General features: G+C 46.1%; 13 protein-coding genes, 1 tRNA gene and 1 CRISPR repeat array. Of the genes, 3 read left to right on the forward strand and 11 right to left on the reverse strand.

All coding sequences use genetic code 11. The annotated features are described in order from the left end of the window. Positions 1 to 102 precede the first annotated feature (102 nt). Positions 103 to 1,161: a potassium channel protein gene (locus QUB35_RS11045; protein ID WP_333141968.1), complete on the forward strand. Its 1,059-nt coding sequence runs from the start codon at positions 103 to 105 to the stop codon at positions 1,159 to 1,161. Positions 1,162 to 1,686: 525 nt separating this feature from the next. On the opposite strand, the gene QUB35_RS11050 is transcribed toward QUB35_RS11045, so the two are convergent. Both QUB35_RS11050 and pyk read right to left on the reverse strand, forming a co-directional pair. Then, positions 1,687 to 1,758, reverse strand: a tRNA-Thr gene (locus QUB35_RS11050). Between the two features lie 94 nt (positions 1,759 to 1,852). Next, entirely contained in the window at positions 1,853 to 3,640 is a 1,788-nt protein-coding gene (gene pyk / locus QUB35_RS11055; protein ID WP_333141969.1) for a pyruvate kinase, read from the reverse strand. A gap of 432 nt (positions 3,641 to 4,072) precedes the next feature. Here pyk and crtR point away from each other — a divergent pair, with 432 nt between their 5' ends. Next, complete coding sequence (gene crtR / locus QUB35_RS11060; RefSeq protein WP_333141970.1) at positions 4,073 to 4,963, forward strand: beta-carotene hydroxylase; 891 nt, start codon at positions 4,073 to 4,075, stop codon at positions 4,961 to 4,963. A 731-nt stretch (positions 4,964 to 5,694) separates the two neighbouring features. Then, positions 5,695 to 8,336: a CRISPR direct-repeat array (repeat unit 36 nt; unit sequence GTTTCAATCCCCTCGCGGGGAAGTGGTAAAGGAGAC). Between the two features lie 511 nt (positions 8,337 to 8,847). Here crtR and QUB35_RS11065 read toward each other — a convergent pair. The 5 genes from QUB35_RS11065 to QUB35_RS11085 all read right to left on the reverse strand — a co-directional run bounded on the left by QUB35_RS11065 (position 8,848) and on the right by QUB35_RS11085 (position 11,590). Then, complete coding sequence (locus tag QUB35_RS11065) at positions 8,848 to 9,195, reverse strand: type II toxin-antitoxin system PemK/MazF family toxin (RefSeq protein ID WP_333141971.1); 348 nt, start codon at positions 9,193 to 9,195, stop codon at positions 8,848 to 8,850. Beyond that, positions 9,182 to 9,571, reverse strand: a complete 390-nt coding sequence (locus QUB35_RS11070; protein ID WP_333141972.1) for a DUF433 domain-containing protein — start codon at positions 9,569 to 9,571, stop codon at positions 9,182 to 9,184. The genes QUB35_RS11065 and QUB35_RS11070 overlap by 14 nt, the downstream gene beginning before the upstream one ends. Positions 9,572 to 9,954: 383 nt before the next feature. Next, positions 9,955 to 10,362, reverse strand: coding sequence for a chorismate mutase (gene aroH / locus QUB35_RS11075; protein ID WP_333141973.1), 408 nt, complete (start codon positions 10,360 to 10,362; stop codon positions 9,955 to 9,957). A gap of 139 nt (positions 10,363 to 10,501) precedes the next feature. Then, positions 10,502 to 11,320, reverse strand: coding sequence for a signal peptide peptidase SppA (gene sppA, locus QUB35_RS11080; protein WP_333141974.1), 819 nt, complete (start codon positions 11,318 to 11,320; stop codon positions 10,502 to 10,504). Positions 11,321 to 11,359: 39 nt separating this feature from the next. Beyond that, positions 11,360 to 11,590, reverse strand: a complete 231-nt coding sequence (locus QUB35_RS11085) for a hypothetical protein (RefSeq protein WP_333141975.1) — start codon at positions 11,588 to 11,590, stop codon at positions 11,360 to 11,362. Positions 11,591 to 11,724: 134 nt separating this feature from the next. Here QUB35_RS11085 and QUB35_RS11090 point away from each other — a divergent pair, with 134 nt between their 5' ends. After that, complete coding sequence (locus QUB35_RS11090) at positions 11,725 to 12,798, forward strand: DMT family transporter (protein WP_333141976.1); 1,074 nt, start codon at positions 11,725 to 11,727, stop codon at positions 12,796 to 12,798. Between the two features lie 13 nt (positions 12,799 to 12,811). Here the strand turns inward: QUB35_RS11090 and QUB35_RS11095 are convergent, their stop codons facing one another. The 4 genes from QUB35_RS11095 to QUB35_RS11110 form a co-directional block, all read right to left on the reverse strand. Continuing rightward, entirely contained in the window at positions 12,812 to 13,114 is a 303-nt protein-coding gene (locus tag QUB35_RS11095) for a PIN domain-containing protein (RefSeq protein ID WP_333142030.1), read from the reverse strand. A gap of 113 nt (positions 13,115 to 13,227) precedes the next feature. Beyond that, positions 13,228 to 13,527, reverse strand: coding sequence for a hypothetical protein (locus QUB35_RS11100; protein ID WP_333141977.1), 300 nt, complete (start codon positions 13,525 to 13,527; stop codon positions 13,228 to 13,230). A 51-nt stretch (positions 13,528 to 13,578) separates the two neighbouring features. Continuing rightward, positions 13,579 to 14,256, reverse strand: a complete 678-nt coding sequence (locus QUB35_RS11105) for a phage tail protein (RefSeq protein WP_333141978.1) — start codon at positions 14,254 to 14,256, stop codon at positions 13,579 to 13,581. A gap of 1 nt (position 14,257) precedes the next feature. Further along, entirely contained in the window at positions 14,258 to 15,397 is a 1,140-nt protein-coding gene (locus QUB35_RS11110) for an AAA family ATPase (protein WP_333141979.1), read from the reverse strand. Positions 15,398 to 15,424: the final 27 nt, after the last annotated feature.

Here is a 15,424-nt window from a genome sequence, read left to right on the forward strand (position 1 = left end):
GCAAAGTATCTAGGCAAAAACAGGCTTTTTGAGATCCTCTGCGTCTAGGGCTGATATCGTTAAAATTGGTAGCAGCTAATAGGTAATAGGTCAGCCCGATCGGTGTATTCAACTTTAGAACAAAAGTACCAGCGCCTGCAAAAAGACTTAAGAAACGGAGTCCTCGCCCTTGGCGGCATTTTTTGCACGGGTACTCTCTGGTATTGGCAAGTGGAAAGATGGTCTTTGCTAGATGCCGCTTACATGACAGTAATTACCTTAGCAACTGTCGGCTACGGTGAACTTCAGCCCCTCGGTCAACGCGGGCGAATGTTTACCATATGGCTGATTTTGATGGGCGTGATTGTGATTGGTTTCATCGTCAACCGCTTTACAGAAGCGCTGATTGAAGGATATTTTCAAGAAGGAGCAAGAATTAGGCAGCAGCGACGATTGGTAGATTCTTTGATCGGGCATTACATTCTCTGCGGTTTTGGGCGCACTGGCCGCCAAATTGCCTTGGAATTTCAGGCCGAATATATCTCTTTTGTGGTGATAGATTCGGCGGTGCAGTCGGTTGAGGCAGCTTTGGCACTGGGGTACACGGCTGTCCAAGGAGACGCGACTTTGGACGAAATTTTGCTGAGTGTGGGGATCGATCGCGCAATTTGCATAGTAGCAGCTTTGCCTTCAGATGCCGAGAATTTATACACTGTCCTGTCAGCGAAAACTCTGAATCCGAAGGTACGGGCGATCGCCCGCGCCACCACAGAAGAAGCGGTAAAGAAGTTGCAGCGGGGCGGCGCCGATGCCGTAGTATCCCCCTACATTACCGGGGGAAAACGCATGGCTGCGGCGGCTTTGCGACCTCAAGTTATGGATTTTTTAGACGGTGTTTTGACGGGCACCGACAGTTCTTTTTACATGGAAGAATTTCTGGTCGATCCCAATAGTTGTGTCTACGTAGGGCAAACTTTGAGAAATGCCAAGTTGCGATCGCAATCGGGGGCCTTGGTTTTAGCGGTGCGGCGCGCTGGCGGGACTTTGATTGTCGGGCCTACTGGAGAAACTGCGATCGAAGGAGGAGATACGCTGATTTGTTTGGGTACTGCGGAACAACTGCGAACTCTCAATCAAATCCTCAGTCCCCTGAGTTTTCGCCTCCCCCGGCCCCCGAACTAATACGATGTCAGGTTTCTAGTCAGGAATGCAAGTCCTCTGTTGACAGTTAACTGTTAACTGTTGACTGTTAACTGTTGACTGTTGACTGTTGACTGTTGACTGTTGACTGTTGACTGTTGACTGTAGAAGGAGGGGTCGAAAAACTGAATTGTTGAGTGTTAAATGTTGGCTCGATTTTATTATTCCAATGCAACCGGAAACGATAGGATATCAAATCCGTTGGCATCGTCCTGTATTCATCTCTCTCTTCCCTTTCTCTGTATCCTCTGTGTCAAGAGCGGTTTCACCATTCCGATACAACCGGAATTGATATGACAACTGACTGTTTGGACATTTGAACAATACCGATGCAACCGGAAACGATATGATTAAAAAAATTCAAAATCTCCACCACACAAGGATTTAGGGCAAATAAAAATGCTCTCGGCTACTTTGCCCAGAGCATTTTTGAGCAGTTAAACTGCGTTTTGCTACAGATTTGCCACAATCATAGACATGTCATAGACAAAAATCGCTGAAACCCAAAGCCGATGGTGGGATTTGAACCCACGACCGTTCGATTACGAATCGAATACTCTACCCCTGAGCTACATCGGCACAGACAATTTTGAATTATAGCACAACTATAGCGATAAAAGCAAGGAGTTGTAGAATTTAATTCAAAATTCCACAACTCCTAGCTCACCAACAGTTAAACGGTCACTTCCGTGTCAGTTGAGCCGCCTCTGGCCCCGGAATAAACTAAACCCCGCTGCATATCCAGCGTCAGCATAGTTCCGTCCCGAATTACGCGCGTGGCATTCTTTACGCCCACCATCACCGGCACGCCCAAGCGCAAACCGATAATCGCGGCGTGAGAAGTCAAACTGTCCTCCTCCGTCACCACACCTGCGGCTTTCCGAATCATCTCCACAAAAGCGACGCTTGTGTGTTCCACTACCAAAATTTCTCCAGGGTGGAAATTGCCTACATCCGCAGCAGTGCGAGCAACCCTGGCTAGGCCACTCACCGATCCCAAACCGACACCGGTGCCTTTGCCTAAAACTGCTGTCACTACTTCAACTTTGATCAAATCCGTCGATCCGGCAACTCCTTGCAGAGTACCGGCGGTCATCACCACTAAATCTCCGTCGGACACTAACTCTTTTTCCTGGGCGACTGTCATGGCAGAGTGAAATGTCTGGCCTGTCGAGGGTAAATCCAGCACCAGCAAGGGTTTTACTCCCCATACTAATTGCAGTTGTCGGGCTACGTCTACGTGAGGAGTAACTGCCAAAATCGGAGTTTTCGGTCGGAACTTCGAGACATTGCGGGCTGTGGCGCCGGTTTTGGTCAGCGTCATGATGGCCGCGGCGTTCAACTGTTCGGAGATTTGGCTGACTGCTTGGCTGATACCGTTGGGGATCGATCGACCAATATCTTCTACATTCCTAATATTCCGCTTTATTCCTTCCCTCTCCATCCGCACCGCAATTCTCGCCATCGTCGCCACCGCTTCGACGGGGAACTTGCCGACAGCAGTTTCATTCGAGAGCATGACTGCATCAGTTCCATCGAGAATCGCGTTGGCCACGTCGGAAATCTCGGCGCGGGTGGGACGGGGATTGTTGACCATGCTGTCGAGCATCTGGGTAGCGGTAATTACCGGAATACCCAGGCGGTTGGAGGTAGCAATCAGGCGCTTTTGCAAAATCGGCACGTCTTCGGCGGGTAGTTCCACTCCCAAATCGCCACGGGCGACCATCACGCCGTTGCAAAGGGTGAGAATTTCCTCCATTTGTTCGATCGCCTCGTGCTTTTCGATCTTAGCAATCACCGGTACTTGCTTGCCCGCACTGGCAATGAGCTCTTTAATTTCGAGCACATCTTGGGGATTCCGCACAAAGCTCAGGGCCACCCAATCGACACCTTGGTCGAGGCCGAACATTAAATCTTTGCGGTCTTTATCAGTCAGCGCTTTAATTGACAGGTAAACTCCCGGAAAATTCACGCCTTTGTTGTTGGAAAGCGGCCCGCCGACTACGACGCGACAGTACAATTCCCGCGCCGCGCGGTCTACTTTTTCCACCAGCATTTCCACTTTCCCGTCGTCAAGCAGAATCACTGAGCCCTCTGGAACTTCGTCTGCTAGGGGGTCGTAGGTGACGGAAGAAATGAGCTCTGTGCCGGGAACTTGGCGGCTGGTGAGAATGAAAGGATCGCCGTTTTTGACAACTATAGAGCCTGTCTCAAAGCGCCCTAAACGAATTTTCGGGCCTTGGAGGTCTTGGAGGATGGCTACCGGCTGGTTGAGTTCAAAGGATGTTTGCCGGATTAAGCGAATGCTGCGCTGGTGGTCTTCTTCTGTTCCGTGGGAAAAGTTGAGTCGCAAAGTTGTGGCACCGGCTTCTATAAGCTGGCGCAGCACTTGTGGGTCCGAAGTTGCTGGGCCAATGGTGGCGACGATTTTAGTCCGGCGTAGGGCTTTTGGCAATTGCATCAGCGGTGTTCTGGGGAGGCAGGTGGATTTCTTGTTTAAATTTCGGCTAACGTTTCATCTTTGCACTACAAGCAATGACGCTAGTCTCAAGTCTTAAAAATTTTGATAGTCGTCAAAAAAGCAGGTATTGAACAATATATAGAATATCTGACTTTTTACCGATCGGTAATCTTTTCTGTTCGATCGGCTTTTCTTCAAAATAACTTTAGATTTAGGCCTTGACAAATATACAGATATACCCATTCATTTTTGTTGGTTTCCCAAGAGCGTTGTGCGAATGTAACATCGGTAAGCTTGCCAAGCAACAAACTCTGATTTATATGCAGACGACGGGCGATCGAGATTAGATACAGTTATTTCACAAAAGTTTACTATTTAGAGGCTTGTATCTTATACTACGCAAGTGTGAAATATTATGGAGTGCTAACAAAGATGTCGGAGGCAGGACGGCCGCTGACAGTGCCGAAAGAGTTTCTGAGTCCTCCCGGTGACTTCAATCCGACACTGCTGCTGTTTTTGAGTGCAGTAGCGATTATCGTGATTTCTAACTTGGGTTTCTGGTGTTGGGGGTGGCCGCAGTGGTGCTGTTTTTCACTGAACGTGCTGGCGTTGCACATGGCCGGAACTGTGATTCACGATGCGTCTCATAATGCAGCCCATCGCGATCGCACGATCAATGCTATTTTGGGACACGGTAGCGCGCTGATGTTGGGTTTTGCTTTCCCGGTGTTTACGCGGGTACATATGCAGCATCACGCCCACGTTAATGACCCAGATAACGATCCAGACCATTATGTTTCGACCGGCGGGCCTTTGTGGTTGATTGCTGCGAGGTTTTTTTACCACGAGATTTTCTTTTTTAAGCGCAAACTGTGGCGGAAATACGAATTATTGGAATGGTTTCTCAGCCGTTTGTTTGTGATTGCGATCGTGTATATCTCGATTCAATACGGCCATTTAGATTACGTCCTGAATTTTTGGTTTTCTCCGGCTTTGGTGGTGGGGTTGGCGTTGGGGTTATTTTTTGATTATTTGCCGCACCGTCCGTTTCACGATCGCGATCGTTGGAAAAATGCCAGAGTATATCCTAGTCCTATTCTAAATATCTTGATTTTGGGGCAGAATTATCATCTGATCCATCACTTGTGGCCTTCTATTCCTTGGTACAATTACAAGCCTGCTTATGAAGCTGTGAAGCCGCTGTTGGATGAGAAAGGTTCCCCTCAAAGTTTGGGAATATTGGAAGGGAAAAAGGACTTTTGGAGTTTTATATATGACATCTTTTTAGGGATTAGGCTGCATCACAAGAAAGCGTCTGATTGACAAAAAACCCGGTTTCTTTGAGAGGCCGGGTTTTTTTTGTATGGCAGAAGGAAGAAGGCAAATGCAATTGGGGGTAATGGTTTGAGTAGGGAAACGGCACTGCCTTTGGTGGTGTCAACTTCAGCTTTTAGTCCGCGAGTCCTCCCACCCGACACTCCGCCAGTCCGCCAGGGAATGAATTCCCTGTCTCATAGCTAAAGTCCTCTCGAAGAGGACTGAAGAACTCATTAGTCCTCTGAAGCGAGGACTTTCACTTTGAGGCAGGGGTTTCAACCCCTGACGGACTATCGGTTTTACCTTAAGTTGACACCACCAAAGGCGCTGCCGCCACTCCTCCCACCCGGCACTCCGCCAGGGAATGAATTCCCTGTCTCATAGCTAAAGTCCTCTCAAAGAGGACTGAAGAACTCATTAGTCCTCTGAAGCGAGGACTTTCACTTTGAGGCTCTTGTTGAAACCCCTGACGGACTATGGGCTTTACCTTAAGTTGACACGACGAAAGGTACTGGCGTCTCCTGACTGTGGGTAAGATTAATTCCCCTGCCACGGGATTTGATATCAATCCCCTCTTGGGGAAGTGGTAAAGAAGCTAAGTAGGGGCCGGTGAAACCGGGTTTTTTTACGAAAATATGTGGTTGTAGTCCACAGATTCCGTAAAAAACCCGGTTTCTTTCGTCGGAGTGCATAAATTCTGGCGTTGCAAAGAAATGGAAAAATTTCCAGCAGATGTAGTTTCAATCCCCTCGCGGGGAAGTGGTAAAGGAGACCTCAACGGAGGTTTAGGCAACGACGTTTTCATTTTTGTTTCAATCCCCTCGCGGGGAAGTGGTAAAGGAGACTGAGTTATTTAAAGGTCAAGATTTGGTTTATAAGGGTTTCAATCCCCTCGCGGGGAAGTGGTAAAGGAGACCCCCAAGCTACTCCTTGGGGAGACCCCAGGAGTTTCAATCCCCTCGCGGGGAAGTGGTAAAGGAGACATTGACCCTCTAAAAGGAGAGCCGATTTCTTCTACTGTTTCAATCCCCTCGCGGGGAAGTGGTAAAGGAGACTTCTCCAAAAACACGAAATAAATGGAAAGCATGAAAGAAGTTTCAATCCCCTCGCGGGGAAGTGGTAAAGGAGACCAGCAAGAGAAAAAGAAACGGTTGAAACTAGAGGGTGCTACAGTTTCAATCCCCTCGCGGGGAAGTGGTAAAGGAGACCACAAAATACTGGACCACTACCTCTTTGGGGCAAAAACGTTTCAATCCCCTCGCGGGGAAGTGGTAAAGGAGACAAAAATATTGGGCTACAGGCTCGGACTACAAAAGTTTCAATCCCCTCGCGGGGAAGTGGTAAAGGAGACCAAGGTTAAGAATGCAGCAATGGAAACAGCGGAAACGAAAGTTTCAATCCCCTCGCGGGGAAGTGGTAAAGGAGACAAAATGTTGTAGTAGCTCAACACCCAACATTATCAGAAAGTTTCAATCCCCTCGCGGGGAAGTGGTAAAGGAGACAGTTTTATAATCTAGAGTTTGCCGAGATAGCTCTAGGTTTCAATCCCCTCGCGGGGAAGTGGTAAAGGAGACACACTTGTGGAAGCTTTCAACTCTCCAGACAAAAAGTTTCAATCCCCTCGCGGGGAAGTGGTAAAGGAGACATCCTATGGCATAGCACAACCTACCTGCGATCGTTGCGGGTGGTTTCAATCCCCTCGCGGGGAAGTGGTAAAGGAGACTGGTCGTTTCGGCAGGGTAGATGAAGTGATACCCATAAAGTTTCAATCCCCTCGCGGGGAAGTGGTAAAGGAGACCCCTGAAAATTTGGTGAGTGCTGAAGAAGTTTCAATCCCCTCGCGGGGAAGTGGTAAAGGAGACCTCAGCGAAAAGTAGTTCCAACTACTGCACAGCTCAAGTTTCAATCCCCTCGCGGGGAAGTGGTAAAGGAGACCACTGGTGTAAGTTTGTTGTATCTCGACCCCAACGTTTCAATCCCCTCGCGGGGAAGTGGTAAAGGAGACAATTGCCCGCCCTGTGAAACCTACTAAACCTAAAGCAAAGAAGTTTCAATCCCCTCGCGGGGAAGTGGTAAAGGAGACCCAATTAACCGGTATTCAGATAACTCATATTGTGAATGTTTCAATCCCCTCGCGGGGAAGTGGTAAAGGAGACTCAAAACGAATATTTTCCTATAGTTTGGACAGAAAGTTTCAATCCCCTCGCGGGGAAGTGGTAAAGGAGACAATTGATTACGATGGCAAAGGCTTTTTAGAAAAACGTTTCAATCCCCTCGCGGGGAAGTGGTAAAGGAGACAAAAAGAGCTCTCTCGTATCTTGCAAATGCTACAGAAAGTTTCAATCCCCTCGCGGGGAAGTGGTAAAGGAGACCTTTGGAGTGTATCAAAACTGAGGCTTATCACGAAATGTTTCAATCCCCTCGCGGGGAAGTGGTAAAGGAGACATATGTGGCTAAGTGAGCTTCTTGGAGCTACTCGTTTGTTTCAATCCCCTCGCGGGGAAGTGGTAAAGGAGACTCTACGCATCAAGGGAGCCGTAAATAACGGAGAGTTTCAATCCCCTCGCGGGGAAGTGGTAAAGGAGACATTAGCAAGCGAGGGTATGGAGAAACCCCAGCAACAAAGTTTCAATCCCCTCGCGGGGAAGTGGTAAAGGAGACCGTGGTTGAAGGTAAGCTTGTGCTTACAGTCGTAGCGTTTCAATCCCCTCGCGGGGAAGTGGTAAAGGAGACTTGAGTAAATAGCAAGCTGTCCCATTAGAATAACCAACGTTTCAATCCCCTCGCGGGGAAGTGGTAAAGGAGACAAACAACTACAGAATTTTAACAGAAGAAGGAAAAAGTTTCAATCCCCTCGCGGGGAAGTGGTAAAGGAGACGGCAAACTGTACATTTCCATGGAAAGTGGAATTGAAGTTTCAATCCCCTCGCGGGGAAGTGGTAAAGGAGACCAACCCTCGTAGCTTCTGGTGCAGCAGCCAAAAGTTTCAATCCCCTCGCGGGGAAGTGGTAAAGGAGACTCTACCATAGGCGGAAGTTTGCCCCTGTTTGTGACCGTTTCAATCCCCTCGCGGGGAAGTGGTAAAGGAGACCAACCAACGTGAGGAAGATCGGAAAAGAATGAAAAGTTTCAATCCCCTCGCGGGGAAGTGGTAAAGGAGACTAGAATATACCAAATACAGGGATATTCCAGAGGGTTTCAATCCCCTCGCGGGGAAGTGGTAAAGGAGACCAAATCTAATAAAATCTTTGAGTAAATGGGTAATAACAGTGTTTCAATCCCCTCGCGGGGAAGTGGTAAAGGAGACAAACGGTTTTGAGTTTGGGTGGACTAGCTGTACAACGTTTCAATCCCCTCGCGGGGAAGTGGTAAAGGAGACTCTTCGGCCAGGGAGCCTTACCCAGAAAGGGTTTCAAGCCTCAAATCGACGCACCATATTTTACCTGTCAATAAGACCCTAAAACCTGCAATAAGCTCAATTGCTTGCAAGCCGTAACCCTTAGTATCAGAGTAATCGACGCACCCCAACGAAAAAATCAGGGTTTTGCCGATCGCCCGAGGTGCGTCGATTGCCGATCTGCGACACTGAAACTAGCCGCAGATCCAAAATAAAACTATGCAATTTTCAACGTTCTGGAGCGATCGAGCTTTGCAACTCGCAAAATCACCATACACCTTAACCTGCAACTTGTCAAGCCCTTGAGAGTAAAATCGGACGAGAACCTTTTTTGAATTGTCGGGGCGACAAAATCCCAGAAACCGGGTTTTTGCGGTTTTCGTCGGCTGTAAGGCATCTTCTGAGGAAAAAACCCGGTTTCTCAGAGTCCGTGAGTCTAGGAATGTTTGACTTTTTGAGTTGTCGGGGCGATCGACTTTCACAGGCGCCAAGTCTATTGATTAGATAAATCCAAGGCGATCGACAAAGCGCTATCCAATTGCACCACAGTAGACTCAGAAAGTGTCCCGCGTTTACGTAAAAGGCGACTTTTCGCCAAAGCGCGAACTTGCTCTCCAAGTGCTATTGAGTCTCGATCGAATCCTCCATCAGGAGCAATTATCAGTACCTGACTCCGATAAATGCGGCGTGGTGGGCGATAAGTGGTACAAGGAACCACAAGCACAACTTGACTCGACGCATTTATCGCATCGTTGCTAACAATAATCGCTGGGCGAGTCCCTCCTTGCTCTGAACCTTGAACAGGTTCAAAATCAGCATCATAAACTTCACCGCGTCTCATATTCAGACTCACCTATTAGCAATGCTTCCCAGTCGGCTGTCTCAAAATCTTGACAAATTGCCAAAGCTTCTGCTTGATATTCTAGATCGTTTGCCATTTCTGAAAACTCGGCATAAATCACTCGATCGGGCTTGAGACTTACTAACTGGTGAGGTTCGCTATTTCGCTCAATTATTTCAGCACCATAGGCAATACAAGCAAGAATATCCTCTCGCCCTATACTAGGATACTGCTGAATTATTTCCTCAATAGTCGAGCCACTAGCGAGGCCATCTAGAATCACAGAAACCCAGATTTGATGTCCCCGAATGCAGGGTTTACCAGAGCCGATATTGGGATCGATCGAGATTCGAGATAGTAAGTTTGTTCTATTCATAAAACATCCTCATTTAACCTGCAATTTGTCAACAAGAATGAGAGTCAAATCCGACGAGAGTCCTTTTTTGAGTTGTCGGGGCGATCGACAAAATCAAAGAAACCGGGTTTTTGCCGTTTTCCTCGGCTGTAACCAACTATTCGAGAAAAAACCCGGTTTCTGGGAGCCCGTGAGTCTATAGCGGTTCTCAAGCGTTGTGAGGTATGGGGGCTTTGTCCTATGCCCTATGCCCTATGCCCTATGCCCTATGCCCTATGCCCTATGCCCTATGCCCTATGCCCTATGCCCTATGCCCGCGAGAGCACCTCATGTGACTGAGAAAGGCTATAGGAATGTTTGACTTTTTGAGTTGTCGGGGCGATCGACATTCACAATCGCCAAGTCTAATTTTCCCCAGCCACCGCCACCGCTAAATTCCTATCCGGGCGCAAATTTTGAGCTCCCCGCAAATAAGGATGATAAATTTCAGTATGTGCGGGCCAGTTAACGTGAATTAAAAACCGAATGCAGCGTTCCAAAGCACCCTCTACGTGCATTTGCTGCACGTCCAACAAAGGAACATTACACCAGTGAGGACGTTCGCGGGCGATCGCAGCCGGAAACACAGCATCTAAATCACGAGTAGCAGAAAACGTAGCACTAATAATTAAATCTGGATTTATATCATTTTTTGCTTCTAATTCATCTAATAATTCTCTCACCGCTTCTCGAATTGCTGCCACCGAATTCTCGCTAGCAGTAGTTGCCCCACGAATCCCCCGCACTTGCCAATCCACGCAAAATTCCTCCATTTTAGTCAGTTGTTCAGTAGTCAGTTGTCAGTTGTTAGTTGTCAGTTGCTAGTTGTCAGTTGCTAGTTGCAATTACCAATTACTAATTACCAATTACCACTGCCAACTGACTACTGTCCACTGCCAACTGACTATTTAATCACGGGCGATACATCCACAGCGGCAAACCGCTAGTAGAAAGCTCGAATTCCAGCAAATTATTGTAAGCTGAAAGCCCGGATATATCCAGACTACTCCCCAAGACACGATTTAGGAAAGGTTTTTGTTTTTCTAGCGTGCAAGACTCGGTTTTTTCCGGGTCGAGGCCTGCGAGTTCGGCGGCAAGGCGGCGAGCGTCCTCTTCTGTTCCCAGTCGATCGACCAAACCCAATTCTAAGGCTTGCTGACCAGTAAAAACGCGACCGTCGGCAAAACTTTTCACTTTTTCAACAGCCAAGTTCCGGGCTTCCGCAACGGTTTCCACGAATTGCTGGTAGCTGGTGTCGATCAAATCTTGCAGAATTTGCTGTTCAGGATCGGTCAATTCGCGATCGAATGCCAAGATATCTTTATACGGCCCCGATTTAATCACCTGAAAAGAAACGCCTACTTTTTCTAACAGCCGTTCTAAATTGTTACCCCGGATAATCACGCCAATGCTGCCGGTAATTGTACCGGGATTAGCAACGATATGTTCGGCTCCCATGCCGATGTAAACTCCACCAGAAGCTGAAATATTGCCAAAACTGGCAACAATTTTGACTTTTTCGCGCAAACGCTTGAGCGCGCTGTAAATTTCCTGGGAATCGCCGACAGTGCCGCCGGGGCTGTCTATCCGCAGCAGCAAGGCGGGAAATTTGCGTTCTTCAACGGTTTTGAGAGCTTCTAGCACTCGTTTACGGGTTTCTCCGGCAATGGCTCCGGTGATTTCGATACGGGCGATTTGTTTGCGGTAGCGGGGCTTGAATGGCCAAATCATGGGCAGTGTACAGGCAAGGTGAAATTTTGTAGCTAACTTCTAGTGTGCCTTATTCATCGGGGTAGATGTTGTGCCATTTAGCAACAGGCAAGATGCCTGTTCCACAAGAAATTGCTTGATTGTGGAACGGGCATCTTGCCCGTTCCAGATTGTTGGCAACAGGCAAGATGCCTGTTCCACCTTGATTTTGTGCAACGGGCATCTTGCCCGTTCCAGATTGTTGGCAACAGGCAAGATGCCTGTTCCACCTTGATTTTGTGGAACAGGCATCTTGCCTGTTCCTAATGGCCGAGATTTGTGCGATCGCATTTAACTCAACACCAATATATAATTGTAAAAATTGCTTAACAAAACTACATCATCCCCACGAGAATCAATCTCATCAATTATCTGGAGTCTCCGCCATGCAGCTAAAGCTTACCGATTCAAAACTGCCTTTTGCCCCGCTGTTGCTAATTGCGCCGTTTTTCCTGTGGGGAACCGCGATGGTAGCGATGAAGGGGGTGATGCCACACACAACGCCGCTGTTTGTGGCATTCGTGCGTTTAGTACCTGCGGGCGTGTTGGTGCTGCTGGCGGCGGCATTCATGGGAAAGCCACAGCCGCAGGGTTGGAAAGCTTGGCTGTGGATTTCGCTGTTTGCTTTGGTTGACGCTACTTTGTTTCAAGGCTTTTTAGCCGAAGGTTTGGCGAGAACCGGTGCGGGTTTGGGTTCGGTGATGATTGACTCTCAACCGCTAGCTGTGGCGATTTTGTGTTTGTGGCTGTTTCAAGAAAAAATAGGTTTTTGGGGCTGGTTGGGATTAGTTATTGGCGTTGCGGGCATCAGTTTGATCGGGTTGCCCGATGGCTGGATTTTGGGGCTTTTTCATCCTGAAAACAGGCAGGTTTCTGGGGGTATCGAACAGTTGTTTCAGGGTGGAGAATGGTTGATGCTGTTGGCTGCTTTGTCGATGGCTGTGGGTACGGTTTTGGTGCGCTGGGTTTGCCGTTATGTTGACCCGGTGGTGGCGACTGGTTGGCACATGATTTTGGGCGGTTTGCCGCTGTTGGCAATTTCGGCGGCCACTGAGTCTGAGCAGTTTGTGAATATCGATTTTTCCGGCTGGATGGCGTTAGCTTATTCTACTGTGTTCGGAAGTGCGATCGCCTACGGTTTATTCTTTTATTTTGCTTCGAGTGGCAGTCTAACAAGTTTAAGTTCTCTTACCTTTCTTACGCCTGTATTTGCTTTGCTGTTCGGCAATTTGTTTTTGGGCGAAGTGCTCAATCCGCTACAATCGATGGGAGTTGGGCTGACTTTGGTGAGTATTTATTTGATTAATCAGCGGGATACTTTGGGTGATAAATTGAAGAAAATGCGGCACGGTGAAGCGAGTGCAGAAGTTGAAGCAACAGGATTATTAGAGTCGTCAGAGTTGAATTCTGTAGAATTACCCGTGCAGTTGCGGGTTAGCGAATTGGAATCAGAAGTTTAGCGCTTTAAGAAATTTAGGGAGAATTGGTTAATTCTTGAATTAACTGATTTGGAGTTACAATCCTAGGAGTAGTAACCGGAAAATCTCGCGGGTTGCGGGTGACAATGGCATCAATTAGATTGATGACAGCAGTGCTGTACTGAATCGCATCTTCAAAATCCTTGAAGTTGCAAGTTAATGCCATTGAAATAACAGAGTTATCTACTGTTGCTACTTGACAAAATGTGGCTAACTGCCGCAAAAAATCCAGCGTCCAATCGCGGCCTCTGTCTCTGCGGATAATATAGTAAAGGTCGCTAAAAGTTGAGGCTGAAATATAGCCTTAAATTTTTGCTTCTTCCACAAAAGTTAAAATGCGATCGCTCTCAGCAAAGAAAGGTTCTCGTTCGATCGCAACATCTACTATTATATTGGTGTCTATCAGGATTTTCACAAGTTATGTTTTTCCTTTAAATATTCCCATTTTGCTTGTTTGTCTGGATCGTCAAAATCCAGCGGTTCCGGTACAGCATCTCGATCGAATAAACCTTGAAATGCCTTCACGTTAGTTTTAAACTTTTTTTGAGGTTCTTCAGGTGCGATCGCATTTTCTGACGCGCTGGCTTGTTTAACCGTATCAGGTAGCTGCAAGACGATGATTTCTACATCTCCCGGCGGCATATTCACAGGTTCCACAACTACCAAGTTGCCAGTTGCATCGATTTTACCTCTAAGTTTGTATGCTTGCATGGTAATCTCCGATAACTATGTTTCTATTATATGACATAATAACTTGCTTCCTTACCAATCCTCTTCACCACCAATCTTAATGTCTCTGCTTTGAATCTCTTCTATAAAAGTTTTTAAACTGGGATTTTCTGAGTAATGCTTCATCAAAATTTTATGCTTGCGATATGGTTTTGAAATTATTCGATAATATTCAGGATTTTTAGCATTAGCGTCGATCGTAAACTTGTGTTTTTTCGTAAGTTCCTGATTAAAAGTATCGAGGCAGTTCTTAACTTTAGCTTGTTTCTTCTTGTCTGTATAATACAGGGGCAGCAACCAACACTCAATAGAATGTACGGAGATGGCAAATATAATTTGTTGTTGATATCTGCTGTAAAAATCATCGCCGATCGCATCTCTAAACTTTTCAATAACTTTTTCAATGAACTGCTGAGGAGTAAATTCACCGTTTTCATCTTGTTTTGCTACACCATAATCTTCTGAAACATCCGTATCTATCTGAATAATGATATAGTCAATAAATTGCAATGCTTCTTGAAAATCTCTTGACTTACAATAATCAAAAACTAGAGTCCAGCCGCCGTATGTGGATTTATTCTCATTGTCTTTATCTCTTTCTGGTTGAAGCGGTCTAATATCTAGATCGGGATTCTTGAAATATCCTGCTAAAATATTTTCAATCACAATCTGGTCAGTCAATCCCTCAGTAATTAATCCAAAACTAATCATATTAAAAATTTTTAGGAAGCCCTCCGATATAGCCCCTCAAAAACGCCTCGGATAATTTTACAGGTTCTTGTCCCTCTAGAGGTTTAGGTTTGAGAATGCGTCTAGCTTTAGTGTAACCTAATTGGTTGCGGGAAATCACAAACAGTCGCTGTTCGTCATCATCTAAATCCAAACCGTCCAAAACTGCCGGGTTGTGAGTGGTAAAAATTACTTGTTTGTCGTGTTTTTTTGCTAATTCGACTAATTCTTGGATTAATCGGCGGCATAATCTGGGGTTGAGAGAAGCGTCAATGTTATCTATTGCAAAAAATTTAGGCGTGATATCGCTAATAAATAAAGCGAAGTAAAAAAGCAAGAATAAAAAGCCTTCATTAGAACTTCTTTGATCGAAGTAAGCTAAACCTGGATCTAAGTATCTATCTTTAATTTGGAGAGAGTTTTGAATACTTGATAAATTGGGAGGAGCTTCAAAATCTTGAAACCAATCTATCAATTGCAGTTTTTTATTGATTTCATTAAGCTGCTCCTGGTTATCTGAATTCAAAACTTTTAATAGTTTAAACAAGCCTTCTCCATTAATCCCTAATGGTTGAATTTGCCCTTCTTTTTCAAAAGTACGTAAGGCGATATTTTCAGGAGAGTAAATGATAAATTGCTGTATTTTAAGTGTTCTGATATTTGTTTTGCGGCTAGATTGATATTGTTCATTTCGGCTGTCTAAAAAACTATTATATTCCCAAGCAGGAAGCTGCCTATATGCTTTTTCTAAATTCCGTTCGTATTCTGAAACCCCATAGTAAAAATGATTTCTCCATCGACCATAGGGTGTATTATCGTTATTTAAAATAAAGCTTATTTTTATTGTGTCATTATTTCCTCTAATTTCAATGCTGATATCTTTATCTAAATTTTCCTTTTCAAAAGCCGATCGCATAAATTGAGGTTCTGTCACTCTGATGCCCCGAGAAGCTAAAAACTCGTTATCCAGCTTATCATCTGCCGCAGCAGAAGCAAGGGCGATCGCCTCTAGGATATTGCTTTTGCCACAGCCATTTTCACCAATCAATACGGTGACTCGTCCTAATTCTAGCTTCAGCTTTTGAATGGACTTATAATTTTCGATTCTGACTTCTCCAATCATAATTCAATCCCATATAATCTTAGTGTA

Source organism: Microcoleus sp. B13-B6 (assembly GCF_036705405.1).
Taxonomy (GTDB): domain Bacteria; phylum Cyanobacteriota; class Cyanobacteriia; order Cyanobacteriales; family Microcoleaceae; genus Microcoleus.

Excerpts from the sequence above, each read along its gene's own strand:
- pyk (WP_333141969.1), bottom strand. The coding sequence starts at position 3,640 with ATGCAATTGCCAAAAGCCCTACGCCGGACTAAAATCGTCGCCACCATT.
- crtR (WP_333141970.1), top strand. The coding sequence starts at position 4,073 with ATGTCGGAGGCAGGACGGCCGCTGACAGTGCCGAAAGAGTTTCTGAGT.
- QUB35_RS11065 (WP_333141971.1), bottom strand. The coding sequence starts at position 9,195 with ATGAGACGCGGTGAAGTTTATGATGCTGATTTTGAACCTGTTCAAGGT.
- QUB35_RS11070 (WP_333141972.1), bottom strand. The coding sequence starts at position 9,571 with ATGAATAGAACAAACTTACTATCTCGAATCTCGATCGATCCCAATATC.
- aroH (WP_333141973.1), bottom strand. The coding sequence starts at position 10,362 with ATGGAGGAATTTTGCGTGGATTGGCAAGTGCGGGGGATTCGTGGGGCA.
- sppA (WP_333141974.1), bottom strand. The coding sequence starts at position 11,320 with ATGATTTGGCCATTCAAGCCCCGCTACCGCAAACAAATCGCCCGTATC.
- QUB35_RS11085 (WP_333141975.1), bottom strand. The coding sequence starts at position 11,590 with ATGCCTGTTCCACAAAATCAAGGTGGAACAGGCATCTTGCCTGTTGCC.
- QUB35_RS11090 (WP_333141976.1), top strand. The coding sequence starts at position 11,725 with ATGCAGCTAAAGCTTACCGATTCAAAACTGCCTTTTGCCCCGCTGTTG.
- QUB35_RS11100 (WP_333141977.1), bottom strand. The coding sequence starts at position 13,527 with ATGCAAGCATACAAACTTAGAGGTAAAATCGATGCAACTGGCAACTTG.
- QUB35_RS11105 (WP_333141978.1), bottom strand. The coding sequence starts at position 14,256 with ATGATTAGTTTTGGATTAATTACTGAGGGATTGACTGACCAGATTGTG.
- QUB35_RS11110 (WP_333141979.1), bottom strand. The coding sequence starts at position 15,397 with ATGATTGGAGAAGTCAGAATCGAAAATTATAAGTCCATTCAAAAGCTG.